Here is a 23,295-nt window from a genome sequence, read left to right as displayed (position 1 = left end):
CACCCGGAGCGAAGGCCGTGCGCCGACGCCTCGGTGGGCTGCGGTCGCCTGCAGTTCCAGGATACCGCGGGCCCAGGGGCTTGCCGCAAGGCCCCCTCGGCGGCGCATACTGGCGGACCCACCCCGTCTGCCGCCCTTGGAGGACCCCTGTCCGCGAGCCCCTTCCACCTGCCCGCCCACCTCGCCGAGAAGTCGAGCCCGGCGCTCCTCGCCGAGGACGAGCAGCACTTCGCCGCCATCGAGCAGGCGTTCGCCGCCGCGATCGCCGAAGCCCGCGAGGCCCTCGCCGCGGCGCTCCGATCACCGGCCCGGCACGGTCAGGCCGCGCTCGATCGCGACCTCGAGGTGCACCGGCTCGAGAGCCGGCTCCGCACGCTCCGGCGCTACGGCATCGACGCCTGCCTCGGGCGCATCGTCGTCGACGACGGCGAAGCGCCGCGCTACATCGGCCGCATCGGACTCGCCGGCCCAGACGGCGAACGGCTCCTCGTCGACTGGCGCACGCCGGCGGCCGAGCCGTTCTTCGCCGCGACGCCCGCGCAGCCGATGGGGCTCCGCAGCCGCCGCCGCTACCGCTGGACCCGGGGCCGGATCGTCGACTACTGGGACGAGCTGCTCGAGCCCGGCGGCGACGGGCGTGCGCTCGCGCTCGACGACCAGTCCGCGTTCATCGCGAGCCTCGGCACCGACCGCTCCGAGCGGATGCGGGACGTGCTCGGCACGATCCAGGCCGACCAGGACGCGATCATCCGCGCCGGCTCCGAGGGCGCGCTCGTGGTCGACGGCGGCCCCGGAACGGGCAAGACCGTGGTCGCCCTGCACCGCGCCGCCTACCTGCTCTACGCCGACGCCCGGGTCGCCGCGCACCGCGGCGGCGTCCTCGTCGTCGGCCCCTCGCATCCCTACCTCGACTACGTCGCCGACGTGCTGCCGAGCCTCGGCGAGCAGGAGGTCGCGATGGCCGTGCCGAGCGACTTCGCCCCCGAGGGCGCGGCGCTGGCGCCGGAGCGCTCCCCCGCGGCGGCCGCGCTGAAGGCCGGCGCCCGGCTGCTGAGCGCCGTCGGCGCGGCGGTCGACGCGTACGAGGTGCCGCCGACCGCGGAATTCCTGGTCGACACCCAGTGGGGCGAGTCGTTCCTCGGCCCGGTGGAGTGGGCCGAGGCGTTCGCCGCCCCCGAGCCGGGCACGCCGCACAACGAGGCGCGCGGCGTCGTCTGGGAGGCGGTGCTGGAGATCCTCGCCGACCAGCAGCCGGCCGGGGTCCCCGCCCGGCTCCTGCGGCGGGAGCTGGAGGCGGACGAAGCGCTGCGGCGTCGCTTCGATCGGGCCTGGCCACTGCTCGACCCGGTCGGGGTGATCGCCGATCTCTGGAGCTCGCCCGATCACCTGCGACGCTGCGCGCCGTGGTTGAGCGAGGCGGAGGCGGAGGCGCTCCGGCGCGACGAGCCCAGGAGGTGGACCCGCGCGGATGTGCCCTACCTCGACGCGGCCCGCCGTCGCATCGGCGACCCGGACGCCCCGGGCCGGATCCGCCGCGCGCGCGCCGAGGCCGAGGCCGATCGCGAGCAGATGGACCTGGTGGTCGATCAGCTCATCGCGGCCGACGACGACGGCGAGGGGCTCGTCACCATGCTGCGCGGGGCGGACGTGCAGCACACGCTGCTGGGCGATCTGCCGGGACCGGAGCGCACCGCCCCGCTCGACGGCCCGTTCGCGCACGTCGTCGTCGACGAGGCGCAGGAACTGACGGATGCCGAGTGGCGCATGCTGCTCGCCCGCTGCCCCTCCCGCAGCTTCACCGTGGTGGGCGATCGGGCGCAGGCGCGGCACGGCTTCGTGGAGTCCTGGGCCGATCGGATGCGCCGGGTCAGCTTCGGCCGCGTCGAGCTCGCCGGGCTCACCGTGAACTACCGCACTCCGGCGGAGATCATGGCCGAGGCCGCGCCCGGCATTCGGGCCGCCATCCCGGACGCGAACGTCCCCAGGAGCATCCGCTCGAGCGGGCACCCGGTCGAGCGGCTCCCCCTCGCCGAGCTCGCGACGGTGCTCGAGGCATGGTCGGCTGAGCACCCGGAGGCGAGCGCCTGCGTCATCCACTCGGCCGCCGTCGCCGACTCGACGAGGACCGTCGTCGAGGCCGCGCTCGCCGGGCACCCCCGAGTGCGCCGGCTCACCCCGGAGCTCGCCAAGGGCCTCGAGTTCGACCTCGTGGCGCTCGTCGAGCCCGACGGCTTCGGGGACGGCATCGAGGGCGCGGTCGACCGCTACGTGTCGATGACCAGGGCGACCCGGCGGCTCGTCGTGCTCAGCGGCGCGCCGACTCGGCGCTGAGCTCGCGGGCGAGGAGTTCGACGGTGCCGACGATGCTGGCGCGCCGCTCCGCGCGTCGGCCCTCGACGCGCCCGCTCAGGAACTCGTCGACCTGCGGCAGCACCGGCCATGAGTCGCACAGCGTGACGATCGTGAGGAGGAGTTCGGCGGCCCCGGCGGAGTCGACGCCCGGAAGCATCCGCATCAGCGCCGCGACCTTGGACGTGTGGTGCTCGAGCCGCTCGGCCCGGGCGACCGTGTCGCGCCCACGCTCCAGCCCTTCCCAGGTCACGAGCCGCGGGACGGTCGGGTCATCGACGTGGTGGTCGAACAGCCGCCCCGCGTAGTCGGCGACGGCCCGGGGGCCCTCGCCGCGCAGCGGCACCTCGTCCATCACCCGGCGCAATTCGCTCACCAGGACGGCGTCGAAGAGCTCGCCCTTCTTCCCGAAGTACTGGTAGATGCGCTCCTTGTTGACGCCGGCGGCCGCGGCGATGCGGTCGACGCGCCCGCCGGCGAAGCCGTGCTGCGCGAACTCGACCGTCGCGGCGTCGAGCAGTCGGCGCTTGGTGCCCTCGGTGTCCCAGGCCATGCCAGCAGGCTAGCAAGGTCCAACCGGGCGGTTGCGGAATAGACGAGCCCACCCTATGGTTGCAACCGTTCAGTTGGAAGCAACCAAACAGTTGGAGAATGCCATGTCGACCGAACCGCCCACCTCGAACCCGACCGCTCCCGCCGGCGCGCCCGCGGCGCCGCCCTCGATCCACCTGCGTGCCGCACTCACCTGGCTCGCGATCTTCCCGCTCGTCGCGATCGGCATGCTCGCCTTCGCCCCGCTCTGGGCGGACTGGAACCCCGTGCTTCGCGCGCTGCTGCTCACCGCGATCGTGGTGCCACTCGCGGTCTACCTCGTGGTGCCGCGCCTGCTGGCCGGGTACGGGCGGCTGCGCCGGCGCTGAGCGGGGCAGGCCACCGAGCGGAGCAGACGTGCCGACGGGCCCGGGATCGGCGATCCCGGGCCCGTCCACGCCGAGGGGCGCGATCGCTCGCGGCGACTACTCGTCGACGACCTTGTTGAACCCGGTCACCGGCTGCGCCTCGTCGAAGGCCGCGACCTTGCGGCGGAACCCGCGGGTCAGGACCAGCAGGTAGACGAAGCCGATCACGGCCCAGGCCATGCCGCCGATCAGCGCGTCGACGTGCAGGTTCGCCCAGAGGACGCCGGTGAGCACCATGCCGATCCCCGGCAGCACGATGAAGGTGAAGATGTCCTTCGGCGTGCGCCGACGGCCCTTGCGGATCGCGAACCAGGCGATGACCGAGACGTTCACGAAGGTGAACGCGATGAGCGCGCCGAAGTTGATGAACGCGGCGATGAGCTCGAGGGTGAAGGCCGCGGCCAGCAGGCTGATCACGCCGACGAGCACGATGTTGAAGGTCGGCGTGTGCGTCTTCGGGTTGATGTACCCGAAGAAGCGCTTCGGCAGCACGTTGTTGCGACCCATCACGAGCAGCATGCGCGAGACGGAGGCGTGCGACGCGAGTCCGGACGCGAGCGTCGCCGCGAAGCCCGCGGCGGTGAGGATCGCCTGGAACACGGGCCCGCCGACCTGGAGGCCGATCTCGGGGAGCGTGCTGTCCTCGATCGCCTCGACGGGGAAGGCGTCGGAGGACGGGAAGCGGAGCTGGGTGAAGTACGCCGCGACGAGGAAGATCGCGCCGCCGATGACGACGGTCAGCAGGATCGCCTTCGGCATGATCTTCGGCGTCTTCGCCTCTTCGGCGTACATCGTGACCGCGTCGAAGCCGATGAACGAGAAGCACACGATCGTCGCGCCCATCAGCACCGCGCCGAGGGTCACGCCGTCGTGCAGGAACGGCTGCATGGAGGCGACGGTGCCCTGCCCCTCGCCGCGCATGAGCTGCGCGAACACCATCACCACGAAGACGGCCATCACGACGATCGAGAAGACCAGCAGCAGCATGTTGATGTTCGAGGTGCCGCGCATCGTGAGGTAGATCACCGAGGTGACGAGGGCGCAGTAGATCACGACCCAGATCCAGCCCGGGATCTCGGGGAAGAGCGCCTCGAGGTAGCTGCGGATGATGAGGCAGTTCACCATCGGCAGCAGCACGTAGTCGATGAGCGAGGTCCAGCCGACCATGAACCCGACGTTGGGGTGGATCGACTCCCGCGCGTAGGTGTAGGCGGAGCCCGCGCTCGGGATCGCACCGGCCATCTTGCCGTAGCTGATCGCCGTGAACATCATCACGATGAGCGCCACGAGGTACGCGGCCGGGACGACGTTGTCCGTATCGCGAGCGACCATGCCGAAGGTGTCGAACACCACGGTCGGGGTCATGTACCCCAGGCCGAGGCCGACGATGGCCCACAGTCCGAGGTTCCGCTTGAGGCTGGCGCCCTTGCTCGGGGCGCTCACCGACGTTGAAGCCATGCTCTCTCCTTCATGAGCCGTGCGCGGCACCAGGAGGCGAGAACCAACGGTGTTCGGCGCCGGACAAGCATGCCATAGATGGGCGCCCCGGATGCGCACCCGCGAGCGGGGCACATTCCCCGCAGGCGCCCCCTGAACTGGGGAGGATTCCTCAGTGCCGGTAGGCCATACTGCTACGAGTGCCTGCAACCGACCCGAGGAGCGGACGATGGAGTTCCATCTGCCTGCCAACCGGTTGCTGCTCCCCTTGATCGGCATCTCCATGATCGCCACGGCGGCGGTCGCCGCGACCATCACGATCTGGGCGACGGACGAGGCCAGGATCGTCGAGCTCGAGGCGCAGTTGCAGCTCGACCGGGACCGCGCCGACCGGCTCGTCGAACAGCTCGGCGCCTACGAGGACCAGGATGCCGGGCTGCAGGCCCGCGAGCGGGCGCTCGCCGAGCGGGAGGCGGAGCTCGTCGCCCGCGAGCAGGCGGTCGCCGCGGCGGAAGCCGCACTGCCAGTGACGGCGCTCGAGGACGGTCGCTGGTACACGGGCGGCACCTCGATGGTGCCGGGGACCTACGAGGCGGTGGCCGGCGACGAGGCGTGCACGTGGTCGATCTCGGTCGCGGACCCCGCGGAACCGGGCGCCGGCGCGTTGCTCGAAACCGGGCAGGGGGCGGGCGACCCCGTCTCGGTCGTCGTCGAAGCCGGGCAGGACTTCAGCTCGACGGGCTGCATCGGCTGGGAGCGGGTCGGCTGACGCGCTGCTCAGGGGCCGCCCGGCCGCTGATCCACGCTTCGAGTTCGGGTCAGGAAGCGGTGAGCTGCGGTGTACTGGCGGCCCCTGCGAGCACGGCTCCAGCCTGACGCAGACAGCTCAGGATCAGCTCAAGTCCAGCTCAAGAAGCCGTTCGGATCGACGCAGAAACGCGGGCGGCGCAGCCTGCGATCGGGTCACGCCCCGACGAGCCGCATCGTGTCGCCCGCGCGGGCGGCGAACGCCGTGGCCGTCGCCGCGATCGTGCGCTGCATCACACCCACGGCGATCGTGGGCGCGACATCGGACGGCCGGGCGAGGCTGATCGTGCGGGTGAGGGTCTCGCCGCGCAGCCGGACCGAGCGGAGGCCCGGACGGTCGATGAGCACCATCGCCGGCACGATCGCGACGCCGAGGCCGCGCTCGGCGAAGCGCAGCACGGCATCCATCTCGGCCCCTTCGAGCACGACCTCGGGCGAGAGCCCGGCGGCACGGAAGGCGCCGTCGGTCGCGCTGCGCAGGTCGTAGCTCGAACTGAACACGATCTGCGGGAGCGCGGCGAGCTCGGCGAGGGAGATGCGGTCCCCCGCGACCACCGGCGGTGCCGCCGCCGAGGAGACGACGACGAGCTCCTCGTCGATGAGCGGGACGACGGAGAAGCGCTCGGCCGCCGTGGCATCCGACGTCGTGATCAGCGCGAGGTCCAGCTCCCCACCGGCCAGCTCGTCGAGGAGGCGCCGGGAGCCCTGCTCCGACAGGTGCAGCTCGATCGCGGGGTGCGCCGTGTGGAAGACGCTGAGCACCTCCGCGACGAGGCTGATGCAGAGCGTGGGCGTCGCGCCGAGCCGCACCCGCCCGCGCTCGAGCCCGGCGAGCTCGGCGAGCTCGCGCCGGACCGACTCGGCGTCGGCGAGCATGCGCCGCGCGAGCGGCAGCAGGGACTCGCCGGCCACCGTGAGCGTCGCCCCGGTGCGGGCGCGGTGGAAGAGCTCGGCGCCGAGGTCCTGCTCCAGCGCGGCGATCTGCCGGCTCAGCGAGGGCTGCGCGAGATGGAGCTCCGACGCGGCCCTCGTGAAGTTGCCGAGGCGTGCGACCGCGACGAAGCCGCGCAGCTGCTCGAGGTTCACATGCATAGCCTAAGCGCATCGTGATGACTCTATAAATGCATTGGAGGAATCGACGCGATCGACCTAGCCTCGGGCGCATGCAGACCTCAGAACGGCAGATCTCCACCAGCGTGCTCGTGATCGGCACCGGCGGCTCCGGCCTCCGCGCCGCCATCGAACTCGCCGAGGCCGGCGTCGACGTGCTCGCGCTCGGGAAGCGCCCCAAGTCGGACGCCCACACCTCGCTCGCGGCCGGCGGCATCAACGCCGCGCTCGCGACCATGGACGCCGAGGACAGCTGGCAGCAGCACGCCGCCGACACGCTCAAGGAGAGCTACCTCCTCGCCGACCCGCACACGGTCGAGACCGTCACCAAGCATGCCGCTCGCGGCATCGACGACCTCGAACGCTACGGCATGCCCTTCGCTCGCGAAGCGGACGGCCGGATCTCCCAGCGCTTCTTCGGCGCCCACACCTACCGCCGCACCGCCTTCGCCGGCGACTACACGGGGCTCGAGATCCAGCGCACCCTGATCAACCGGGCCGCGCAGCTCGACATCCCGGTCCTCGACACCGTCTACGTCACCCGCATCCTCGTGAACAACGACGGCGCGGTCTTCGGCGCCTACGGCTTCGACCTCGAGACCGGCACCCGGTACCTCATCCACGCCGACGCCGTCATCCTCGCCGCCGGCGGGCACAACCGCATCTGGCGGCGCACCTCCTCGCGCCGCGACGAGAACACCGGCGACTCCTTCCGCCTCGCCGTCGAGGCCGGCGGACGCATCCGCGACCCCGAGCTCGTGCAGTTCCACCCCTCGGGCATCCTCGAGCCGGAGAGCGCGGCCGGCACGCTCGTCTCCGAGGCGGCCCGAGGCGAGGGCGGCATCCTCCGCAACGGCCTCGGCGAGCGCTTCATGCCGAAGTACGACCCCGAGCGCGCCGAGCTGTCCACCCGCGACCGCGTCGCCCTCGCGTGCTACACCGAGATCGCGGAGGGCCGCGGCACGCCGAACGGCGGCGTCTGGCTCGACGTCTCGCACCTCCCCCGCGAGACGATCATGACCCGGCTCCCCCGCGTCTACCAGACGATGCTCGAGCTGCAGATGCTCGACATCACGAAGGAGCCGATCGAGATCGCGCCCACCGCGCACTACTCGATGGGCGGCGTCTGGGTGCGCTCGGAGGACCACTCGACGGATGTCCCGGGCCTCTACGCGATCGGCGAGGCCGCGAGCGGCCTGCACGGCGCGAACCGCCTCGGCGGGAACTCGCTCATCGAGCTGCTCGTCTACGGCCGGCTCGTCGGACAGGCCGCCGCGGCCTATTCGGCCGGGTTGCCGGCGCAGTCCCGCTCCGCGGAGGCGGTCGCGACCGCGCGCGAGGAGATCGCCGCGCTCCTGGCCGCAGACGGGCCCGAGAACGTGCGGGCTCTGCAGCGCGCCATCCGCGACACCATGACCGAGCACGCGGGCGTCGTCCGCTCCGAGGCGGGCCTGCGCGCCGGGCTCGCGGAGCTCGACGCGATCGAGGCGCGGATCGCCCAGGTGGGCGTCCACCCCGACATCGCCGGCTTCCAGGACCTCGCGCACGCCTTCGACCTGAAGTCCGCCGCGCTCGCCGCCCGAGCGACCCTGGAGGCGGCGCTCGAGCGCCGCGAGACCCGCGGCTGCCACAACCGCAGCGACTACCCGGAGCTCGACCCGGCGCTGCAGGTCAACCTCGTCTGGTCGCCCTCGACCGGCGTGGTGCGCGAGTCGATCCCGGAGATCCCCGCCGAGATCGCCGAGCTGATGGGCGGCGAGATCTCGCTGGCCGGCAAGCTCGTCGAGTAGCGGCCCGCGCGGCTCAGCCGCGGCGCCGGTCGAGCCTGAGCGTCCAGCGGTTGCCGCCGCCCTCGCGCCCGTCGTGGGCGAAGCCGTCCAGCACGGCGAGCGCGAGGGCGAGGCCCCGGCCGGACTCCGCATCCTCGGCGGGCATCGAGACGGCGGAGAGATCAACGGCGGCGACCGCAGCGCGGTCCTCGACGGTCACGAGGACGGCGTCCGGACCCGCCGAGAGGCGCAGTTCGACCATGCCCCGCTCCGCGTCCCCGACGGGACGGGCGTGGGCGACGATGTTCGCGAGCACCTCCCCGAGCGCGAGATCGAGTCGCGCGAGCTCGTCGCCGGTGAGCCCGGACGCCGCGGCGAAGGCGGCGAGCTCACCCGCCGCCCGCTCGAGCATCGCCGGATCCGCCGGCATGGCGACCCGGCGTGCCGAGTGCGGCTCACTCGGCATCGAATGCCGTCTCCGCCGAGGGATGGTTGCGCAGCACGCGGTCGAGGTTCGTCAACCGGAGCACGGTGCGGACCTGCTCCGGTGCCGCGGCGATGCGCAGGTCGCCTCCGGCCAGCCGGGTCGCCTTCAGCGCGCCGATCAACGACCCCAGGCCGGAGGAGTCGATGAACTCCGTTCCGGCGAGGTCGACGACGACCCGCGACGTCCCATGGCCGACGAGGTCGTCGACGGCGTGGCGGAGCTGCGGCGCCGACACCATGGTGAGGCGTCCGCTCGGACGGATGACGGCGAAGCCGTCGTGGGCGGTCACGGTCACGTTCATGCGGTCTCCGGTCTTTGGGATGCGGTGAGCGACGGGCCGCGATACCGCGCCGCCCGGATGATGATCGAGAGCACGAGCAGGTCGTAGAGCACCCAGGCCGTGTTGACCAGGGTTCCGGTGCCGTCCGCAGTGCCGACGGCCAGCCGAGCGAGACCGATGACGAGCGCGATCGCCAGGACCACGATCGCGGTGAGCTGCGGCCAGACGGCGGTCCACGGGGAGCGGCCGTCGCGCGAGCCGTCCTTCGCCGTGACCACGAAGGTCAACGGGCGCCGGAACACGACGTTCGCCACCGCGCTCGTGCACGCCCGGATCCAGACCGGGAAGAGCGCCAGCGCGTACTGCTGGCCACGCCAGGTCCGCACCCCTCTGGAGACGACGAAGAACAGCGCCTGGTTCAGCACGAAGTAGGGCAGGAAGCGGGCGAAGAAGTCCACGCTCCACGCGGTGACCGGCATCACGCCGAAGACGAGGTACACGACCGGGGCCGCGAGGTACACGAGTGCGGCGAAGCCCGAGAGATAGCTCCACATCGTCGCGAAGTACATCAACCGCTGGCCGAGCCGGAGTCCCCGTTTGACGAGGGGGTTGTCCCGCAGCATCACCTGCAGCGTGCCCTGCGCCCAGCGCAGGCGCTGCTGCAGCATGGTGCGGAGGTCCTCCGGGGCGAGGCCTCTCGCCAGGATCTCGTGGTGGTAGACGCTGCGCCAGCCGAGCGCGTGGAGCTGCATCGCCGTCGCCATGTCCTCGGTGACGGAGATCGTCGCCATCGGCATGAGCGGCTGCGCCTCGCCCGGCCGGTCGATGCGGACGGCCGCGAGGAGCGACCGCACCGAGTCGATCGCCCCGAGCGGCGTCCAGTCGCGCGCGGCGAGCCGGTCGAGGGCGGCGTCGTCGATGACGATGCCCTGCAGCTCGGCGTCGGCCTCGATCGGGAGGGTGGCGAGCACGGCGAGATCCTGCCGCAGCGCGGCGGCATCCCGGTCCACGATGCGGCGGGATGCCTGATCGAGCGCCGTCTCGACGCGGTACGTCGCCTCGGCGACGGGCTCCCCCTCGGCGAGCGCGCGCCGCGCCCCGGAGACCACCGTGCGCAGCTCCCGCAGCGTCTCGAGGGTCGCCTCGTCGTGCTCACGGCCCCGCACGCTCGTGCCCAGCATGGCCTCGGCGGCCCGCAGCGCGCGCTGCGTCGAACGCTCGACGTCGCGCACGTAGCCGACCACGCCGAGCTGCATGAGCGCCTCCCGGCGCAGCACCGCGTTCGAGCCGCAGAAGAACGCCGCGTTCCAGCCGTCCTTGCCCTGCTGGATCGGGCCGTAGAAGAGCGGCGCCTGGCTGCCGAGCGGGTCGGCCTCGTCGACGTTCACGAACCACTGGGGCGTCTGCACGAGCGCGAGCTGCGGGTCGTCGGCGAAGTAGCCGAGGGTCCGGTGCAGGATGAGCGGGTCCGGGATCTGGTCCGCGTCCAGGATGAGCAGGAACTCGCCCTCGGTCGCGAAGAGGGCGTTGTTGAGGTTGCCGGCCTTCGCGTGCCTGGGCTTGCCGTCCCACTCGCTCGACCGGGCGAGGTAGCCGATCCCCTCCGCGGCCGCCGCGGCCTCGAACTCGGGTCGCGCCCCGTCGTCGAGGATCCACGTCGTGTGGGGATAGGCGATCGCCTTCGCCGCCCGCGCCGTCGCGAGCACGAGCTCGAGCGGCTCGTCGTAACTCGTGATGAAGACGTCGACCGTCCCCGTGGGGGCAGCGATCGGGCCGGGCCGCTCCTTCAGGCGCCAGACGGTGAGCGCGAAGAAGGCGGTGTCGATGAGGCTGTACGTCTCGGCCACGATGAGCGGCACCGCGATCCACCACGCGGACCAGTTCACCGAGTCGAGCCATCGCCAGACGACGTAGTTCGTGCCGAGCACGATCGACAGCACCGCCAGCACGCGGATCAGCGCGAGCCGCATCAGTCGCCTCCCCGTCGCCGGATGATCACGGCGGTGATGTCGTCCGGGACGGGCCGGGACGCGGCGATCCCCCGGAGCACGTCGAGGGCGCCCGCAGGATCGGTGTCCCGGGCCACCGCGAGGATCTGCTGCATCGGCGACGGTCCGAGGAGATCGAGCAGGCCGTCGCTGCAGCAGAGGACCGCGTCGCCGGGAGCGAGCTCGACGCGGGACTCGAGGACGGGGCCGCCGAAGGACATGCCGAGCGGCAGCCCGTCGGAGGCGAGGTGCTGCCAGGTGCCGTCCGCTCTGAGCACCCCGACGAGGTTGTGCCCCGCGTCGACGTACGAGAGCCGACCGCTCGCGGCGTCGAGTTCGGCGTGGAACGCGGTGACGAACGACGCGGTCGCACCGGCGAGGTCCTCGTCGAGCAGGCGCGTGGTCGTGGCGGCCGCCTCGGCGAGGGTGCGGTCGGCTCCGGTGCGCAGCGCGGCCCGCACCTCCGCGGCGATGATGGCCGCGCCGAGGCCCTTGCCCATGACATCGGCGACGGTGAAGCGGATGCCTCCGGGCACCCGGTACCAGTCGTAGAAGTCGCCTCCCAGATGGCCCGCGGGGAGGCAGAGCGCCGCCATCTCGTACCCCTCCAGCTCGGGGGTGCGTCTCGGCAGCAGTCCGCGCTGCACGATCGACGCGCGATCGAGCTCGTCGTCGTGCGAGATCTCCGACTGCACCCAGCCGGCCAGATCCCGCAGCAGCGCCGCCTCCCGCTCGGAGAGCCGGCGGGGCTCGGTGTCGATGATGCAGAGGGTGCCGACCTGTTCGCCGCCGGGCGCCTGCAGCGGATGCCCCGCGTAGAACCGCAGGTGCGGGTCGCCGACGACGAAGGGGTTCGCGGAGAACCGCTCGTCGAGCGCGGCGTCCTCGACGATGAGCGTGCCGGGCTGACGGATGGTGGCGTCGCAGAACGCCTGCTCACGCGGTGCCTCGTGGCCGGGCAGCCCGATGAAGGACTTCCGCCACTGCCGGTCGCGATCGATGAAGCTCACGCTCACCATCGGCACCCCGAACAGCTCCTGCGCGAGCCTCGTCACCCGGTCGAATCGCTCCTCGCGCGGGGTGTCGAGGATCCCCAGCCGGTCGAGCGCCACCTGGCGCGCATCGTCGTCGAACACCCCGATCCGATCCCCCATGGCCCCACCATAGCCACCCTTCGGGTCGGACCGCCGCAGCAGCGGGGCGAAGAGTTTCCGACGGCGGGTAACGAAACACCCTCGGCTGGAAACAGGGATGATGTGATGGTGTCCAGTTCCCGAGCGCAGCGCCTCGCCGCGGGCGAGCGCGAGTTCGAGGAGCTCTTCCGCACCTATCACGCGGTGATCGTCGCTGCGGCGTTCAACCGATTGAGCGACCGGACCGACGCCGAGGATGCCGCGGCCGAGGTCTTCGCGCAGGCCTGGCGCCGCCGCGACGACGCGCAGGTGTTCACGCTCGCCTGGCTCTACGCCACGCTGCGCAACATCGTCGGCAACACCTATCGCGGTCGGAGTCGCCACCTGCGGCGCGCCGAGCGCGTCGAGCACGAGGTCGAGGCGCCGCACGCGCTCGCGTCCGAGGACGTGCTCGAGGTGCGCCTCGCGGTCAACCGGCTCGACGAGGCCGACCGCGAGGTGATCTGGATGGCGTACTGGGAGGACCTCGGTCGGGAGGAGATGGCCGAGATCCTCGGCTGCTCGATCTCGGCCGTCCGGGTCCGGCTGCACCGCGCACGACGACGTCTCGAGCAGTTGCTCGCGCTCGATCCGGCATCGACGGTGAAGGAGGACGCATGGACGAGTTGACCCGCAGACTGGACGCCGCGCGCCCGGCACTGCCACGCCGAGGCGATCCGCTCGCGGCGGCGACGGAGGAGCGGATGCGCGGGATCGTGCACGCGGCCGAGCCGAGATCCCGCCGACCGCTCTTCCTCTCGGTGGCCGCCGCCGTGGTCGTGTTCCTCGCGGCGACGATCGGCTTCGTCGCGCTCGGCAAGCCCAGCGCCAGCTTCGCTGCGGCGACCCCGCCGCTGCTCGAACCCACCCCCGTCGACGGCGCACCGAAGGACCTGCTGATGCAGCTGAGCGAGAGCGTCGCGCCGACGGGCGCGACGGGGACCGTGCGGTTCCAATCCTGGTCGTTGTCGCTCGTCATCGGCGAAGGCGGTGCGGTCGAGCAGTCGAGCATCGAACCCGAGGTCCGCACCATCGAGCATGGGGACGGCGGGTCCAGGGTCGAGGTGCGCCGCGGCCAGCCGTACGACTCCGACGGCGTGCCGATCGAGGTCGAGGGCTACGACGTCGGCTCCGTGATCTGGGAGCAGGAGTTCGGCCCGGGCGAGTACGCCTTCGTCTTCGGCACGGCGCCGACGACGGCCGCCGAGTTCGGCCCCTTCCTCGAGCAGCCGCTCGGGCGGACCGGCATCACCACCGGCGACGCCCTGCTGCAGCTCGGCAACCTGCTGAGCGAGCAGCGACTCGACGCCGAGCAGCTCCGGGCCGCGCTCCGGTTCCTCGCCGAGCGCCCCGATCTCCGAGTCGAGGGGGCGGTCGAGGACCGGCTCGGGCGCGCCGGCCTCTCGTTCGTGACCGAGAGCCGGTCACCCGGCGAGTACGCTGAGCGCATCATCGTCTCCGAGGAGGGACTCGGTATCCTCTCGATCGAGACGACGTACATCGGGCACGACCGCACGGATATCCCGAGTCCGGCGGTCATCAACTACACCGCCTGGGAGTAGCCGAACCCGCACCGGATCGGGAACGAGAGGACCTGAACCGTGATGCTTCCCCGAATCGCCGCTGCCGCGCTCATCGCCGCCGCCGTCGTGCTCGCCCCGGTGCCCGCCGTCGCCGCGACGGCATCGGAGGATCCCGGGCTCCAGCAGCGGATCGACGCGGTGCTCGCCGAGTTCCCCGGGGGCACGCAGACGGGTCCCGACGAGGTCAGCTGGCAGGACGGCGCGGTCGTGCTCACGCTCGAGAGCGAGGGGCAGCTCGCGGCCCGTTCGGTGGGCTCCTGCGCGACCGGAACCCACTGCGTCTACAGCGGCAGCGGGCTGTCCGGCTCGAAGCTCACGTTCTCGACGTGCAGCACCCAGTCCGTGGCTCCGCTCGGCGCGCCCGTCGCGTCGATCGCGAACGCCCGCTCCGTCGTCGTCCGCGCGTACAACAGCATCGGCGTCGTCGGATCCGTCTCGGCGAACGGGTCCGCGAGCACCAGCTCGTGGGGCGTGACGAAGGTCGGCTGCTGACGAAACGCGCCGCCCCGCGCCCGTCCGCGCTGCCGTGAGCGGCACCGCTCCGGGCAGTGCTGCCGAGCGCAGCACTGCCCGTGGCAGCATCGCTCCCCGCCCGGGCCCTCGCCCGCCCACGCTGGAGGCATGAGCGAATCGACTCCCACCATCCAGCCGATCGACGCCGAGCTGACCGCCCGGCTGTTCCACGAACGCATCATCGTGCTCGGCGACGAGCTCGACCAGCAGGGCGGCAACCGGCTCTGCGCGCAACTGATCGCCCTCGCCGGCGACGACCCCCGCCGCGACATCCGCTTCTGGATCAACTCCCCCGGGGGTTCGGTGTCGGCGATGCTCGCCATCGCCGACCTGATGCGCTCCATCCCGAACGACGTCGCGACGATCGCCTACGGCATCGCGGCGAGCGCGGGCCAGTTCCTCCTCACCGCCGGCACCCCGGGCAAGCGCTTCGCGCTGCCGCACACCCGGATCCTCATGCACCAGGGCTCGGCGGGCATCGGCGGCACGGCCGTCGACATCGAGCTGCAGGCCGACGATCTCCGGCACATGCGGGACACGGTGCTCGGCATCACCGCCGCGAACACCGGGCAGCCGATCGAGCGGATCGCCGAGGACTCGCTGCGCGATCGCTGGTACACGGCCGAGCAGGCCGTCGCCTACGGCTTCATCGACCGCGTCGTCGACGGCTTCGACGAGATGTTCCCGAGCGTGGAACGCCCCCTGACCGGACTGCAGGTGACGGCATGACCAGCTACACGATCCCCTACGTCGTCGAGCGGCGCGGGAACTCGGAACGCTCCCTCGACGTGTACAGCCGGCTGCTCTCGGAGCGCATCGTCTATCTCGGCACCGAGATCGACGACGGCGTCGCGAACGTGCTGATCGCGCAGTTCCTGCACCTCGCCTCGGAATCCAGCGAGACGCCGATCAGCCTCTACCTGAACTCGCCGGGCGGCTCGCCGGGCGCGGCGCTCGCGGTCTACGACACGATGCAGCACATCCGGCCGGATGTCGCGACCACCTGCGTCGGCCAGGCCGCCGGCCCCGCCGCGGTGCTCCTCGCCGGCGGAGCGAAGGGGCAGCGCGCGATTCTGCCGCACGGCCGCGTCGTGCTGCACCAGCCGTCCTCGCAGGGTCGCGGCACGATCCCCGACCTCATCCTGCACGCCGACGAGGTCGTCCGCGTTCGCGCCGAGCTCGAAGCGGCCCTCGCCGCCGACACCGGCCGGGACGTGGCCGCCCTGCGACGCGACACCGATCGGGACCTCATCCTGCCCGCCGAGGCCGCCGTCGAGTACGGTCTCGCCGACCGCGTGCTGAGCGCCCGGGTCAGCGACGGGACTGGCGCCGCCGACTACGCCGCGAGCAGATAGGCGCCGCCCTGCGGCGGGGCGAGCTCCGTGCCGCCGCGGGGCGCCGGCGAGACCGAGCGTGCGAGCTCGAGGAACTCGCGGCGCTCCGTCTCGCGTCGCGCCGCTTCGTGACGGGTCTCGAGCGCCGCGCCGACCCGCCGCACGACGTCGTGGAGCTCGAGGCCGAGCGCCTCGGTGACCGCGCCCAGGATCTCGCTCGAGGGCTCCTTGCGTCCGCGCTCGATCTCCGAGAGGTACTGCGGTGAGACGCCGGCCTCGGCGGCGACCTCGGTGAGGATGCGTTCCTGCTCGAGCCGCTCGGCGCGGAGGACCTCGCCAAGCGACTCGCGCCAGAGCGGCTTCGGACGGCGACGGATCGGCTGGAATTCGACGAGCTCACCCATGCCCCGAGGCTACGCACTGCGGCAACCGAGCGATACGTCGATCCGCTGAGAGCAGAACGGCGTCGGCATGGCGCGCAGCGGCGGGCATCCGAAGAACGGCTCGCGCGCCGAGTGCCCATCGACCCCTAGTTGGTAATGGTTCTCATTATCGTCTAACGTGTGCACCGTGACCGCTCCCCCAACCACCCGCTCGTCCACCACCGCCCGCCGACGCGACGAGATCGTCGGGCGCGCCCCCAGGCGTCCGGGCACCGCGCTGCTGCTCGGCTGCCTCGCGGGAGCCGTGCTGGCGCTGCTGGTGGTCTCCGCGGCGACCGGCACGGTGCCGGTCACGCTCGGGGACGCGAGTCGCCTCGTCGCCGGGCATCTGCTGCCCGGCCTACCGTGGATGAGCGACGGCAGCCTCACCCCGCTCCAGGACCAGGCGGTCTGGCAGTTCCGGCTGCCGAGAGCACTCCTCGCGGGGCTCGCCGGAGCCGGGCTCGCCCTCGCCGGCGCCATCATGCAGGCGATCGTGCGCAACCCCCTCGCGGAGCCGTACATCCTCGGCGTCTCCTCGGGAGCGAGCGTCGGGGCGGTCCTCGTCATCGTCCTCGGCTCGGCCGCAGTCGGCGGGCTCACCCTCGGCGCAGCCGCCTTCGTCGGCGCCCTCGCGGCGAGCATCGCCGTCGCGCTCGTCGCGCGGCGCCGCGGCTCGCTCTCGCCGACCAGGATGGTGCTCTCGGGCGTCGCGCTCGGCTCACTGTTCAGCGCGATCACGAGCTACCTCACGATCACCACCGATGCGCAGAACGTGGTCAGCGTGCTGTTCTTCCTGCTCGGCAGCGTCTCCGCCGCGACGATGCCGACCCTGATCGCCCCGGCGATCGCCCTCGTCGTCGCGGGAATCCACGTCGGCTTGCGGTCACGCGCGATGAACGCGCTCCTGACCGGCGACGAATCCGCGACCGCGCTCGGACTCCACGTCTCCCGACTCCGGGGCGAGCTGCTGCTGAGCTCTGCGCTGCTGACCGGCGCCATCGTCTCCGTGAGCGGCGGGATCGGCTTCGTCGGACTCGTCGTCCCGCACGTCGCCCGCATCCTCGTCGGCTCCGACCACCGTCGTATGCTCCCCGTCGCGGTGCTCGGCGGTGCGGCATTCCTCATGCTCGCCGATCTGCTCGCGCGCACCGTCGCCGCCCCGACCGAGATCCCCCTCGGCATCCTCACCGCGCTCGTCGGAGCCCCGTTCTTCCTCTGGCTCATGCACCGCGACTCCGCCGCTCAGGCCGGCCTCGAGCGATGAGGATCGCACTCGACGGGGTGACCGTCCGTCTCGGCGGGCGCACCATCCTCAGCGACATCGCATTCTCCGCCGAACCGGGTCGCTTCGTCGGCATCCTCGGGCCAAACGGCAGCGGCAAGTCCACCCTGCTCCGGACGATGTACCGCGCTGTCCGCCCCGCGGCCGGGTCGGTCCGGATCGGCGAGCTCGACGTCTGGTCCGCGCACCGTCGCGACGTGGCCCGCACGGTGGCCGTGATGACCCAGGACAGCTCGACCGAGTTCGACTTCACCGCGCTGGAGGTCGTGCTCCTCGGCAGGGTGCCGTTCCAGCGCGGCTTCGGGCGCGACTCCGCTTCTGATCTGGAGTTCGCCCGCGCCGCGCTCGAACAGGCGCGGGCGAGCGAGTTCGCCGACCGACCGCTCGCGGACCTCTCGGGAGGCCAGCGCCAGCGGGTGCTGCTCGCGCGCGCACTCGCCGCGCAGACGCCCGTCGTCCTCTTGGACGAGCCGACGAACCACCTCGACATCGCGTTCCAGTTGGAGCTCATGCGACTCGCCTCCACCCTCGATCGCACGGTCATCGCCGCGCTGCACGACCTGAACCTCGCGGCCGGCTACTGCGACGCCGTCGTCGTGCTGCACCAGGGACGGGTCGTGGCCGCCGGCCCGCCCTCGATCCTGACTCCCGCGCTCGTGCGCGAGGTCTTCGGCGTGCACGCCGAGCGATTCACCCACCCCAGATCGGGCGCCCCCGTGCTCGCCTTCGGACACGAGGACCCCGCACCACGAGAAGAAGAAAGCAGGTTCCAGTGCGCCAACGAATGAGTGCAGCCATCCTCCTCGCCGCCGGGACGCTCAGCCTTACGGCGTGCGGCTCCGGGGTGTCCGGCGGCCCGGCCGCCGACGGCGCCGCGGCAGCGGTCACGATCATGAACTGCGGGCGCGAGGTCGGCATCGCATCCGAACCGACGGCGGTCGTCGGCATGAGCCCCTCGCAGACCGAGCTGCTCCTTCGGCTCGGACTCGCGGACCGACTGGTCGGACAGGCGCAGACGGCGACCGCACCGCTGCCCGGCGACCTCACCGACGAAGCCGCCGGCATCCCCGTGCTCAGCGAGACGACGCCGCCGAGCCGCGAGGAGCTCCTCCGCGTCGAGCCGGACTTCGTCTTCTCGCCCACGACGTACGAGTTCACCGCGGAGCAGGGCTTCGCCAGCCTCGAGCAGCTGGACGAAGCCGGGGTCGCCGCCTACGTCGCCACCGGCGGCTGCTTCGACCGCCGCATGGCGGGAACCGTCGACGACCTCTTCGTGGATCTGAAGAACCTCGGCGAGATCTTCGGCGTCCAGGACGCGGCCGACGGTCTGATCCAGGAGGGCGCCGCGCAGCTGGCCGAGATCGAGACCGCCGTCGCCGGCCGCGAGCTGCCGCGGGTCGCGCAGGTGTACGTCGAGGGGAGCACGCTCTCCGCCATCGGCGCGGGCATCGAGTACGACATCGTCAGACTCGCCGGCGGGGACAACGTGTTCTCCCCGGACGACCCGCAATTCGCCGACTTCTTCGCCGCGCAGATCTCGCCCGAGTCGCTCGCCGCGCTCGATCCGGACGCGCTGGTGTTCGCCGTCGCCGACGCCGAGCAGGAGCGCGCGACCGTGGACTACCTCACGCGCACCTTCCCGACGCTGAGCGCGGTCCGGCAGGGCCGGCTCATCCCCGTCAGCGCAGCCGACACGTTCCCGGGCACCCTCGGCAACATCTCGGTGGTCCGGGAGATCGCCGAGCAGCTGCACCCGGACGCGTTCGACCGGTGATCCATCGGAGGCTGCTCCGGCTCGCGGGACTCGTTCCGGCCCAGCTGGCGCTCATCGCGGCGATCACGACGCTCGCCTCGGGGCTGGCGCTCGCTCAGGCGCTGCTGCTCGCCGAGGCGCTGCGCCGCGTCGTCGTCGCGGACGGAGCCGGAGCGGTCCTCCCGATCGCGGCCGGCCTCGGCCTGGCCGGCCTGCGTGCCGCAACCCTCTGGGCAAGGGAGATCGCCACGGCACGGTCCGGCGGCGTCATCCGGACCAGGCTGCGGGACGCGCTGATCGGGCGCCTCGCCGACCTCGGTCCGGCGTGGGCGGAACGGACCCCGGCGGGGGAATCCGCTGTCGCCGTCGTCGATGGCGTCGAGGGGCTCGACGCGTATCTCAGCCGGTACCTGCCGCAGCTCCTCGTCGTCGCCGTGGTGCCCGTCGCCATCGCCGTCGGCCTGCTCCAGGTGTCCGGCCCCGCGGCGACCGCCCTCCTCGTCGCGGTCGTCGGCGCCGTCGTCCTGCCGCGGTTCTGGGACGCACGGCTGCTGCGGCTCGGCAGCGCGCGTTGGCGGGAGTACGAACGCCTCGCCGGGGCCTACGTCGAGGCGGCGCAGGCTCTCCCGACGCTGCGGATCTTCGGGGCGGATGCCCGGACGGCCGACGCGCTGGCCCAGCGTTCGCACTCGCTCTACCGGACGACGATGCGGCAGCTGCGGGTCTCGCTCGTCGAGCCCGGCGTCAGCGCCCTGGCGCTGCACCTGGGAACCGGCCTCGCGGTGCTCGCCGCTGCGGTGGGGGTCGCGACGGGCGACGCCGCGCCGATCGCCGCCTTCGTCTTCCTCATGTGCGCGCGCGAGTGCTTCCGCCCCATCGCCGAGCTCGCCGGGCACTGGCACGCCGGCTACCAGGGACTCAATGCGGTCGAGGGGATCGAACGCCTGATGTCCGCCCGGCCCGCGGTGGCCGACACCGGCACGCGCGCCGAGCCGGCGCGCGGCCGCACACGGCTCCGACTTCGCGAGGTGAGCTTCCGGTACGCGAACGGGCTCGGCGTCGACGGGGTGAGCTTCGAGCTGTCCGGCGGGGAGACGCTGGGCCTCACTGGCCCGTCCGGCGCCGGGAAGAGCACGATCGCGAAGCTCCTCGAGCGCCGGTTCGATCCCGCGTCCGGCGTCATCGAGCTGGACGGCTCGCCGATGCCGGACTTCACCCTGGACGCGCTGCGGGCCAGCATCCTCGTCGTCGGCCAGGAGACGTACCTCTTTCACGGAACCGTGTCGGAGAACCTCCGGCTCGCGCGGCCTGAGGCGACGGACGAGGCGCTCAGACACGCCGTGCACCTCGCCGACGCGGCGGCCTTCGTCGACGCGCTCCCGCAGGGCTACGACACCGTGCTCGACGAACGCGCCGGCCGGCTCTCCGGCGGTGAGCGCCAACGCCTCGCCATCGCCCGCGGCCTCGTCGCCGCGAGACCGGTGCTGGTCCTCGACGAGGCGACCTCAGCGCTCGACGCCGCCACCGAGGCCCGCGTCTTGGACCGGATCGCCGCGGCCGGACTCGAGACCGCGTGCCTCGTCATCGCGCACCGGGCGTCCGCGCTCGCCCGTGCGGATCGCATACTGCGGCTCGACGCCGGCCGGATGGCCGATCCCGGCCCGGCGCTCGACGCGGCCCGAACGCTCGATGGGGCGTCGCGGTGAGCCATCCGGTCCTGCGTCTCCTGCCCGTGATCGCCGAGCGCCGAGGCGTGTTCGCCGCGACGATCGCGACGAACCTGCTCGTCCAGCTCGGCGTCCTCGCCGTCGCGGTCCTGACCGCGCGCATCGCCGCGGACGGCGTGACGTCCGGCCTCCCCGGGATGACCGCGCTGGGGATCGCACTGGCCGCGGCCGCCGTCGTCACCGCCGCCGCGACCTCGATCGAGGCCTGGCTCGGCCACGACCTCGCGTACGGCCTCATCACCTCGCTTCGGTCCCGCGTCTTCGACGCCTACCGCCGCAGCCTGCCCGACCGCGCGCACCCGCGACGGACGGGCGACCTCGTGCGCGTCGCACTCGCGGATGCGGACGCCCTCGAATGGTTGTACGCGCACACCCTCGCACAGGGGCTGTCGGCCTCGGTGGTGCTCGCGGTCGGGCTCGTCGGCTCCGCACTCATCAGCCCCTGGCTGCTCCTCGTGACCCTTCCGCTCCTCGTCGCGACCGCGGCGATCCCCTGGGTGGGCATCCGCGCGGCGGAGCACGACGGCCGCCGACTCGAGGCGGCGCGCGCCGAACTGAACGCCGAGGTGATCGAGGTCGTGCAGGGCCTCCGCGAACTCTCCGCAGGCAACGCGCTCGGCCGCATGCGGTCGCGGCTCGCCGCGACCAGCGACCGGGTCACCTCGTGGCAGGCGCGGATCGCCGTACGCCAAGGGCTCGAGCGGGCGGTCGCCGAGCTCGTGCTCGCGTCCGCCGCGGTGGGCGCGCTGCTCGTCGCCCTTCTCCCCGGCGGCGGGGTGCCCACGGGCTCGGTGCCGGTCATGCTCGTCCTCGTCACCGCGACGCTCGGCCCTGTCGCCCAGCTGTCCGAACTGCTGCGCAACGGCGGCACGCTGCTCGCGGTGAGCCGCCGCCTCGCCGACGCCCTCGACCGGCCGGCCGCGGTGACGTTCCCGGCCCGGGGGCGCCCGGTGCCGCGGCGATCGCGCCGCGGGCTCGAGTTCCGGGAGGTGTCGTTCCGGTACGGCGACGCCTCGGCGCCGGCCCTCGACGGGGTCTCCTTCGTCGTCCGCCGCGGCGAGCGCGTGGCCCTCGTCGGCCCGTCCGGCGCCGGCAAGACGAGCTGCGCACGGCTGGCGGTCCGCACCTGGGACCCGGCCGCCGGCGAGATCACCGTCAACGGGGTGCCCCTTCCGGAGATCGACGCGGACGAGCTCCCGTTCGTGGTCAGCGCGGTTCCGCAGGAGCCGGGGCTCCTCCGCGGCACGGTCGAGTCCAACATCCGCCTGGGCCGGCCGGACGCGAGCGAGTCCGAGGTCGCGGCGGCGGCCGAGGCCGCCGGCATCCGATCGCCCGGTGCCCGATTCGGTGCAGGGCTGGCGACGCCCGTCGGAGAGCACGGCGCCGGCCTCTCGGGCGGCCAGCGCGCCCGGGTCGCCATCGCGCGCGCCCTCCTGATGGACCCGCTCGTCCTGGTGCTCGACGAAGCGACCGCCAACCTGGACGACGCCGCCGACGACGCCATCGGGGAGGTTCTCGCCGGGCTCGACCGCTACGCCGTCCTCGTGGTCGCGCACCGCCCCTCGACGATCGCCCGATGCGACCGGGTCATCAGCCTCCGGGGCGGGCGAGTCCAGCCGGGAGTGTGAAGGCGCGGCCCTGGACGTCGCGCGGCGTGATCCTCACCCAGCGGTCCTTCCGTCCCGGCGCCCAGGTGACGAGATCGAGCCGCTCCGCCGCCTCGATCTCCCGGTCCCGTTCGACCCGATTGGCGCGGCCCTTGATCACGATGCTGAACACCTCGTCGCCGTCGATGCCGTCGACCTGGAACAGCACATCCTGGTCGACCGTCAACGCGAGGAGCTTGGTGCCCGGCGCGGTGCGGAAGACGATGCTGAATCGGTCCACGCCGTGGTTCACGGGGAAGAGATCCATCTCGCCGCCGGCGTAGGTCCCGAGCCGGCCGTAGGGCGCAGCCTCGACCCGCTCCCAGCACTCGGCCGAGCGCATCTCGCGCATGGGCGGTCGTTCCTCCGCGTCCGTCACGATCGACTCCTCCCCCTGGATCGGTCCGGTGCGGCCTGTCTACTCCCGGCGGGATGCGACGTCAAGGCGGCACCGGCGCGGGGCGCCAGACGGTTCCAGCGGCGGGCGGAGAAAAAGATCGAGGCCCGGAATCTGACGATTCCGGGCCTCGTTTTGTTGCGGGGGCAGGATTTGAACCTACGACCTCTGGGTTATGAGCCCAGCGAGCTACCGAGCTGCTCCACCCCGCGGCACAAGAGATAACACTAGCACGGCTTTCGCGGGCCGTCCAATCGAGCCCGGCGCAGAGCGGACG

General features: G+C 72.5%; 23 protein-coding genes and 1 tRNA gene. 14 read left to right on the top strand and 10 right to left on the bottom strand.

The window, feature by feature from the left end; genetic code table 11:
• Window positions 1-33: 33 nt before the first annotated feature.
• Window positions 34-2,331 (top strand): RNA polymerase recycling motor ATPase HelR, encoded by a 2,298-nt coding sequence (gene helR, locus IEY71_RS07540; protein WP_308426127.1) that lies wholly within the window; start codon window positions 34-36, stop codon window positions 2,329-2,331.
• On the opposite strand, the gene IEY71_RS07535 is transcribed toward helR, so the two are convergent.
• Window positions 2,306-2,902: a TetR/AcrR family transcriptional regulator gene (locus tag IEY71_RS07535; protein ID WP_189084618.1), complete on the bottom strand. Its 597-nt coding sequence runs from the start codon at window positions 2,900-2,902 to the stop codon at window positions 2,306-2,308. The two genes, helR and IEY71_RS07535, sit on opposite strands and share 26 nt — an antisense overlap.
• 103 nt (window positions 2,903-3,005) lie before the next feature.
• Here IEY71_RS07535 and IEY71_RS07530 point away from each other — a divergent pair, with 103 nt between their 5' ends.
• Window positions 3,006-3,269, top strand: coding sequence for a putative antibiotic biosynthesis monooxygenase (locus tag IEY71_RS07530; protein WP_189084617.1), 264 nt, complete (start codon window positions 3,006-3,008; stop codon window positions 3,267-3,269).
• Window positions 3,270-3,365: 96 nt separating this feature from the next.
• Here IEY71_RS07530 and IEY71_RS07525 read toward each other — a convergent pair whose 3' ends face one another.
• Entirely contained in the window at window positions 3,366-4,766 is a 1,401-nt protein-coding gene (locus IEY71_RS07525; protein WP_189084616.1) for an APC family permease, read from the bottom strand.
• Window positions 4,767-4,974: 208 nt separating this feature from the next.
• Between IEY71_RS07525 and IEY71_RS07520 the strand changes: the two genes are divergently transcribed.
• Window positions 4,975-5,514 (top strand): Rv1352/Rv1906c domain-containing protein, encoded by a 540-nt coding sequence (locus IEY71_RS07520; RefSeq protein ID WP_189084615.1) that lies wholly within the window; start codon window positions 4,975-4,977, stop codon window positions 5,512-5,514.
• 194 nt (window positions 5,515-5,708) lie between these two features.
• Here IEY71_RS07520 and IEY71_RS07515 read toward each other — a convergent pair whose 3' ends face one another.
• Complete coding sequence (locus IEY71_RS07515; protein ID WP_189084614.1) at window positions 5,709-6,644, bottom strand: LysR family transcriptional regulator; 936 nt, start codon at window positions 6,642-6,644, stop codon at window positions 5,709-5,711.
• A 71-nt stretch (window positions 6,645-6,715) separates the two neighbouring features.
• On the opposite strand from IEY71_RS07515, the gene IEY71_RS07510 reads away from it, so the two are divergent.
• On the top strand, window positions 6,716-8,452 hold the full coding sequence (locus tag IEY71_RS07510; RefSeq protein WP_189084613.1) for an L-aspartate oxidase: 1,737 nt from the start codon (window positions 6,716-6,718) through the stop codon (window positions 8,450-8,452).
• Window positions 8,453-8,465: 13 nt separating this feature from the next.
• Here IEY71_RS07510 and IEY71_RS07505 read toward each other — a convergent pair whose 3' ends face one another.
• The 4 genes from IEY71_RS07505 to IEY71_RS07490 are packed head-to-tail and all read right to left on the bottom strand — an operon-like array spanning window position 8,466 to window position 12,340.
• Complete coding sequence (locus IEY71_RS07505; RefSeq protein ID WP_189084612.1) at window positions 8,466-8,897, bottom strand: ATP-binding protein; 432 nt, start codon at window positions 8,895-8,897, stop codon at window positions 8,466-8,468.
• Window positions 8,887-9,219: an STAS domain-containing protein gene (locus IEY71_RS07500; protein WP_189084611.1), complete on the bottom strand. Its 333-nt coding sequence runs from the start codon at window positions 9,217-9,219 to the stop codon at window positions 8,887-8,889. Before IEY71_RS07500 ends, IEY71_RS07505 begins: the two co-directional genes overlap by 11 nt.
• The gene (locus IEY71_RS07495; protein WP_189084610.1) at window positions 9,216-11,168 is read right to left on the bottom strand and encodes a glycosyltransferase family 2 protein; all 1,953 of its coding nucleotides are present in this window, start codon (window positions 11,166-11,168) and stop codon (window positions 9,216-9,218) included. The genes IEY71_RS07500 and IEY71_RS07495 overlap by 4 nt, the downstream gene beginning before the upstream one ends.
• Complete coding sequence (locus IEY71_RS07490) at window positions 11,168-12,340, bottom strand: PP2C family protein-serine/threonine phosphatase (RefSeq protein ID WP_189084609.1); 1,173 nt, start codon at window positions 12,338-12,340, stop codon at window positions 11,168-11,170. The genes IEY71_RS07495 and IEY71_RS07490 overlap by 1 nt, the downstream gene beginning before the upstream one ends.
• A 108-nt stretch (window positions 12,341-12,448) precedes the next feature.
• Here IEY71_RS07490 and IEY71_RS07485 point away from each other — a divergent pair, with 108 nt between their 5' ends.
• The 5 genes from IEY71_RS07485 to IEY71_RS07465 all read left to right on the top strand — a co-directional run bounded on the left by IEY71_RS07485 (window position 12,449) and on the right by IEY71_RS07465 (window position 15,809).
• Window positions 12,449-12,988, top strand: coding sequence for an RNA polymerase sigma factor (locus IEY71_RS07485; protein WP_189084608.1), 540 nt, complete (start codon window positions 12,449-12,451; stop codon window positions 12,986-12,988).
• On the top strand, window positions 12,976-13,920 hold the full coding sequence (locus IEY71_RS07480) for a hypothetical protein (protein ID WP_189084607.1): 945 nt from the start codon (window positions 12,976-12,978) through the stop codon (window positions 13,918-13,920). Before IEY71_RS07485 ends, IEY71_RS07480 begins: the two co-directional genes overlap by 13 nt.
• A gap of 39 nt (window positions 13,921-13,959) precedes the next feature.
• Window positions 13,960-14,433, top strand: coding sequence for a peptidase inhibitor family I36 protein (locus IEY71_RS07475; RefSeq protein ID WP_189084606.1), 474 nt, complete (start codon window positions 13,960-13,962; stop codon window positions 14,431-14,433).
• A gap of 129 nt (window positions 14,434-14,562) precedes the next feature.
• The gene (locus IEY71_RS07470) at window positions 14,563-15,183 is read left to right on the top strand and encodes a ClpP family protease (protein ID WP_189084605.1); all 621 of its coding nucleotides are present in this window, start codon (window positions 14,563-14,565) and stop codon (window positions 15,181-15,183) included.
• Window positions 15,180-15,809 (top strand): ClpP family protease, encoded by a 630-nt coding sequence (locus IEY71_RS07465; protein ID WP_189084604.1) that lies wholly within the window; start codon window positions 15,180-15,182, stop codon window positions 15,807-15,809. The genes IEY71_RS07470 and IEY71_RS07465 overlap by 4 nt, the downstream gene beginning before the upstream one ends.
• Here the strand turns inward: IEY71_RS07465 and IEY71_RS07460 are convergent.
• Window positions 15,791-16,192, bottom strand: coding sequence for a helix-turn-helix domain-containing protein (locus IEY71_RS07460; protein WP_189084603.1), 402 nt, complete (start codon window positions 16,190-16,192; stop codon window positions 15,791-15,793). The two genes, IEY71_RS07465 and IEY71_RS07460, sit on opposite strands and share 19 nt — an antisense overlap.
• A gap of 166 nt (window positions 16,193-16,358) precedes the next feature.
• Between IEY71_RS07460 and IEY71_RS07455 the strand changes: the two genes are divergently transcribed.
• Genes IEY71_RS07455 through IEY71_RS07435 form a run of 5 tightly spaced genes read left to right on the top strand, consistent with a single transcriptional unit; the run spans window position 16,359 to window position 22,603 of the window.
• A complete protein-coding gene (locus IEY71_RS07455) occupies window positions 16,359-17,477 on the top strand; it encodes a FecCD family ABC transporter permease (protein ID WP_229781570.1) in 1,119 nt (372 codons plus the stop codon).
• Window positions 17,474-18,283, top strand: a complete 810-nt coding sequence (locus IEY71_RS07450; RefSeq protein WP_189084602.1) for an ABC transporter ATP-binding protein — start codon at window positions 17,474-17,476, stop codon at window positions 18,281-18,283. Before IEY71_RS07455 ends, IEY71_RS07450 begins: the two co-directional genes overlap by 4 nt.
• The gene (locus IEY71_RS07445) at window positions 18,280-19,269 is read left to right on the top strand and encodes an ABC transporter substrate-binding protein (RefSeq protein WP_189084601.1); all 990 of its coding nucleotides are present in this window, start codon (window positions 18,280-18,282) and stop codon (window positions 19,267-19,269) included. The genes IEY71_RS07450 and IEY71_RS07445 overlap by 4 nt, the downstream gene beginning before the upstream one ends.
• Window positions 19,266-20,954 carry an ABC transporter ATP-binding protein/permease gene (locus IEY71_RS07440; protein ID WP_189084600.1) on the top strand — a complete coding sequence of 563 codons (1,689 nt, stop codon included), beginning with the start codon at window positions 19,266-19,268 and terminating at the stop codon, window positions 20,952-20,954. Before IEY71_RS07445 ends, IEY71_RS07440 begins: the two co-directional genes overlap by 4 nt.
• Window positions 20,951-22,603 (top strand): ABC transporter ATP-binding protein, encoded by a 1,653-nt coding sequence (locus tag IEY71_RS07435; protein WP_189084599.1) that lies wholly within the window; start codon window positions 20,951-20,953, stop codon window positions 22,601-22,603. Before IEY71_RS07440 ends, IEY71_RS07435 begins: the two co-directional genes overlap by 4 nt.
• Here the strand turns inward: IEY71_RS07435 and IEY71_RS07430 are convergent.
• Together IEY71_RS07430 and IEY71_RS07425 are read right to left on the bottom strand one after the other, a co-directional pair.
• On the bottom strand, window positions 22,566-23,000 hold the full coding sequence (locus tag IEY71_RS07430; protein WP_189084598.1) for a pyridoxamine 5'-phosphate oxidase family protein: 435 nt from the start codon (window positions 22,998-23,000) through the stop codon (window positions 22,566-22,568). The two genes, IEY71_RS07435 and IEY71_RS07430, sit on opposite strands and share 38 nt — an antisense overlap.
• A 156-nt stretch (window positions 23,001-23,156) precedes the next feature.
• Window positions 23,157-23,230: transfer RNA gene (locus IEY71_RS07425), tRNA-Met, on the bottom strand.
• Window positions 23,231-23,295: the final 65 nt, after the last annotated feature.

Source organism: Agromyces mediolanus, from assembly GCF_014648575.1.
Lineage (GTDB): Bacteria > Actinomycetota > Actinomycetes > Actinomycetales > Microbacteriaceae > Agromyces > Agromyces mediolanus.
This window is presented reverse-complemented; position numbering and strand designations above follow the sequence as displayed.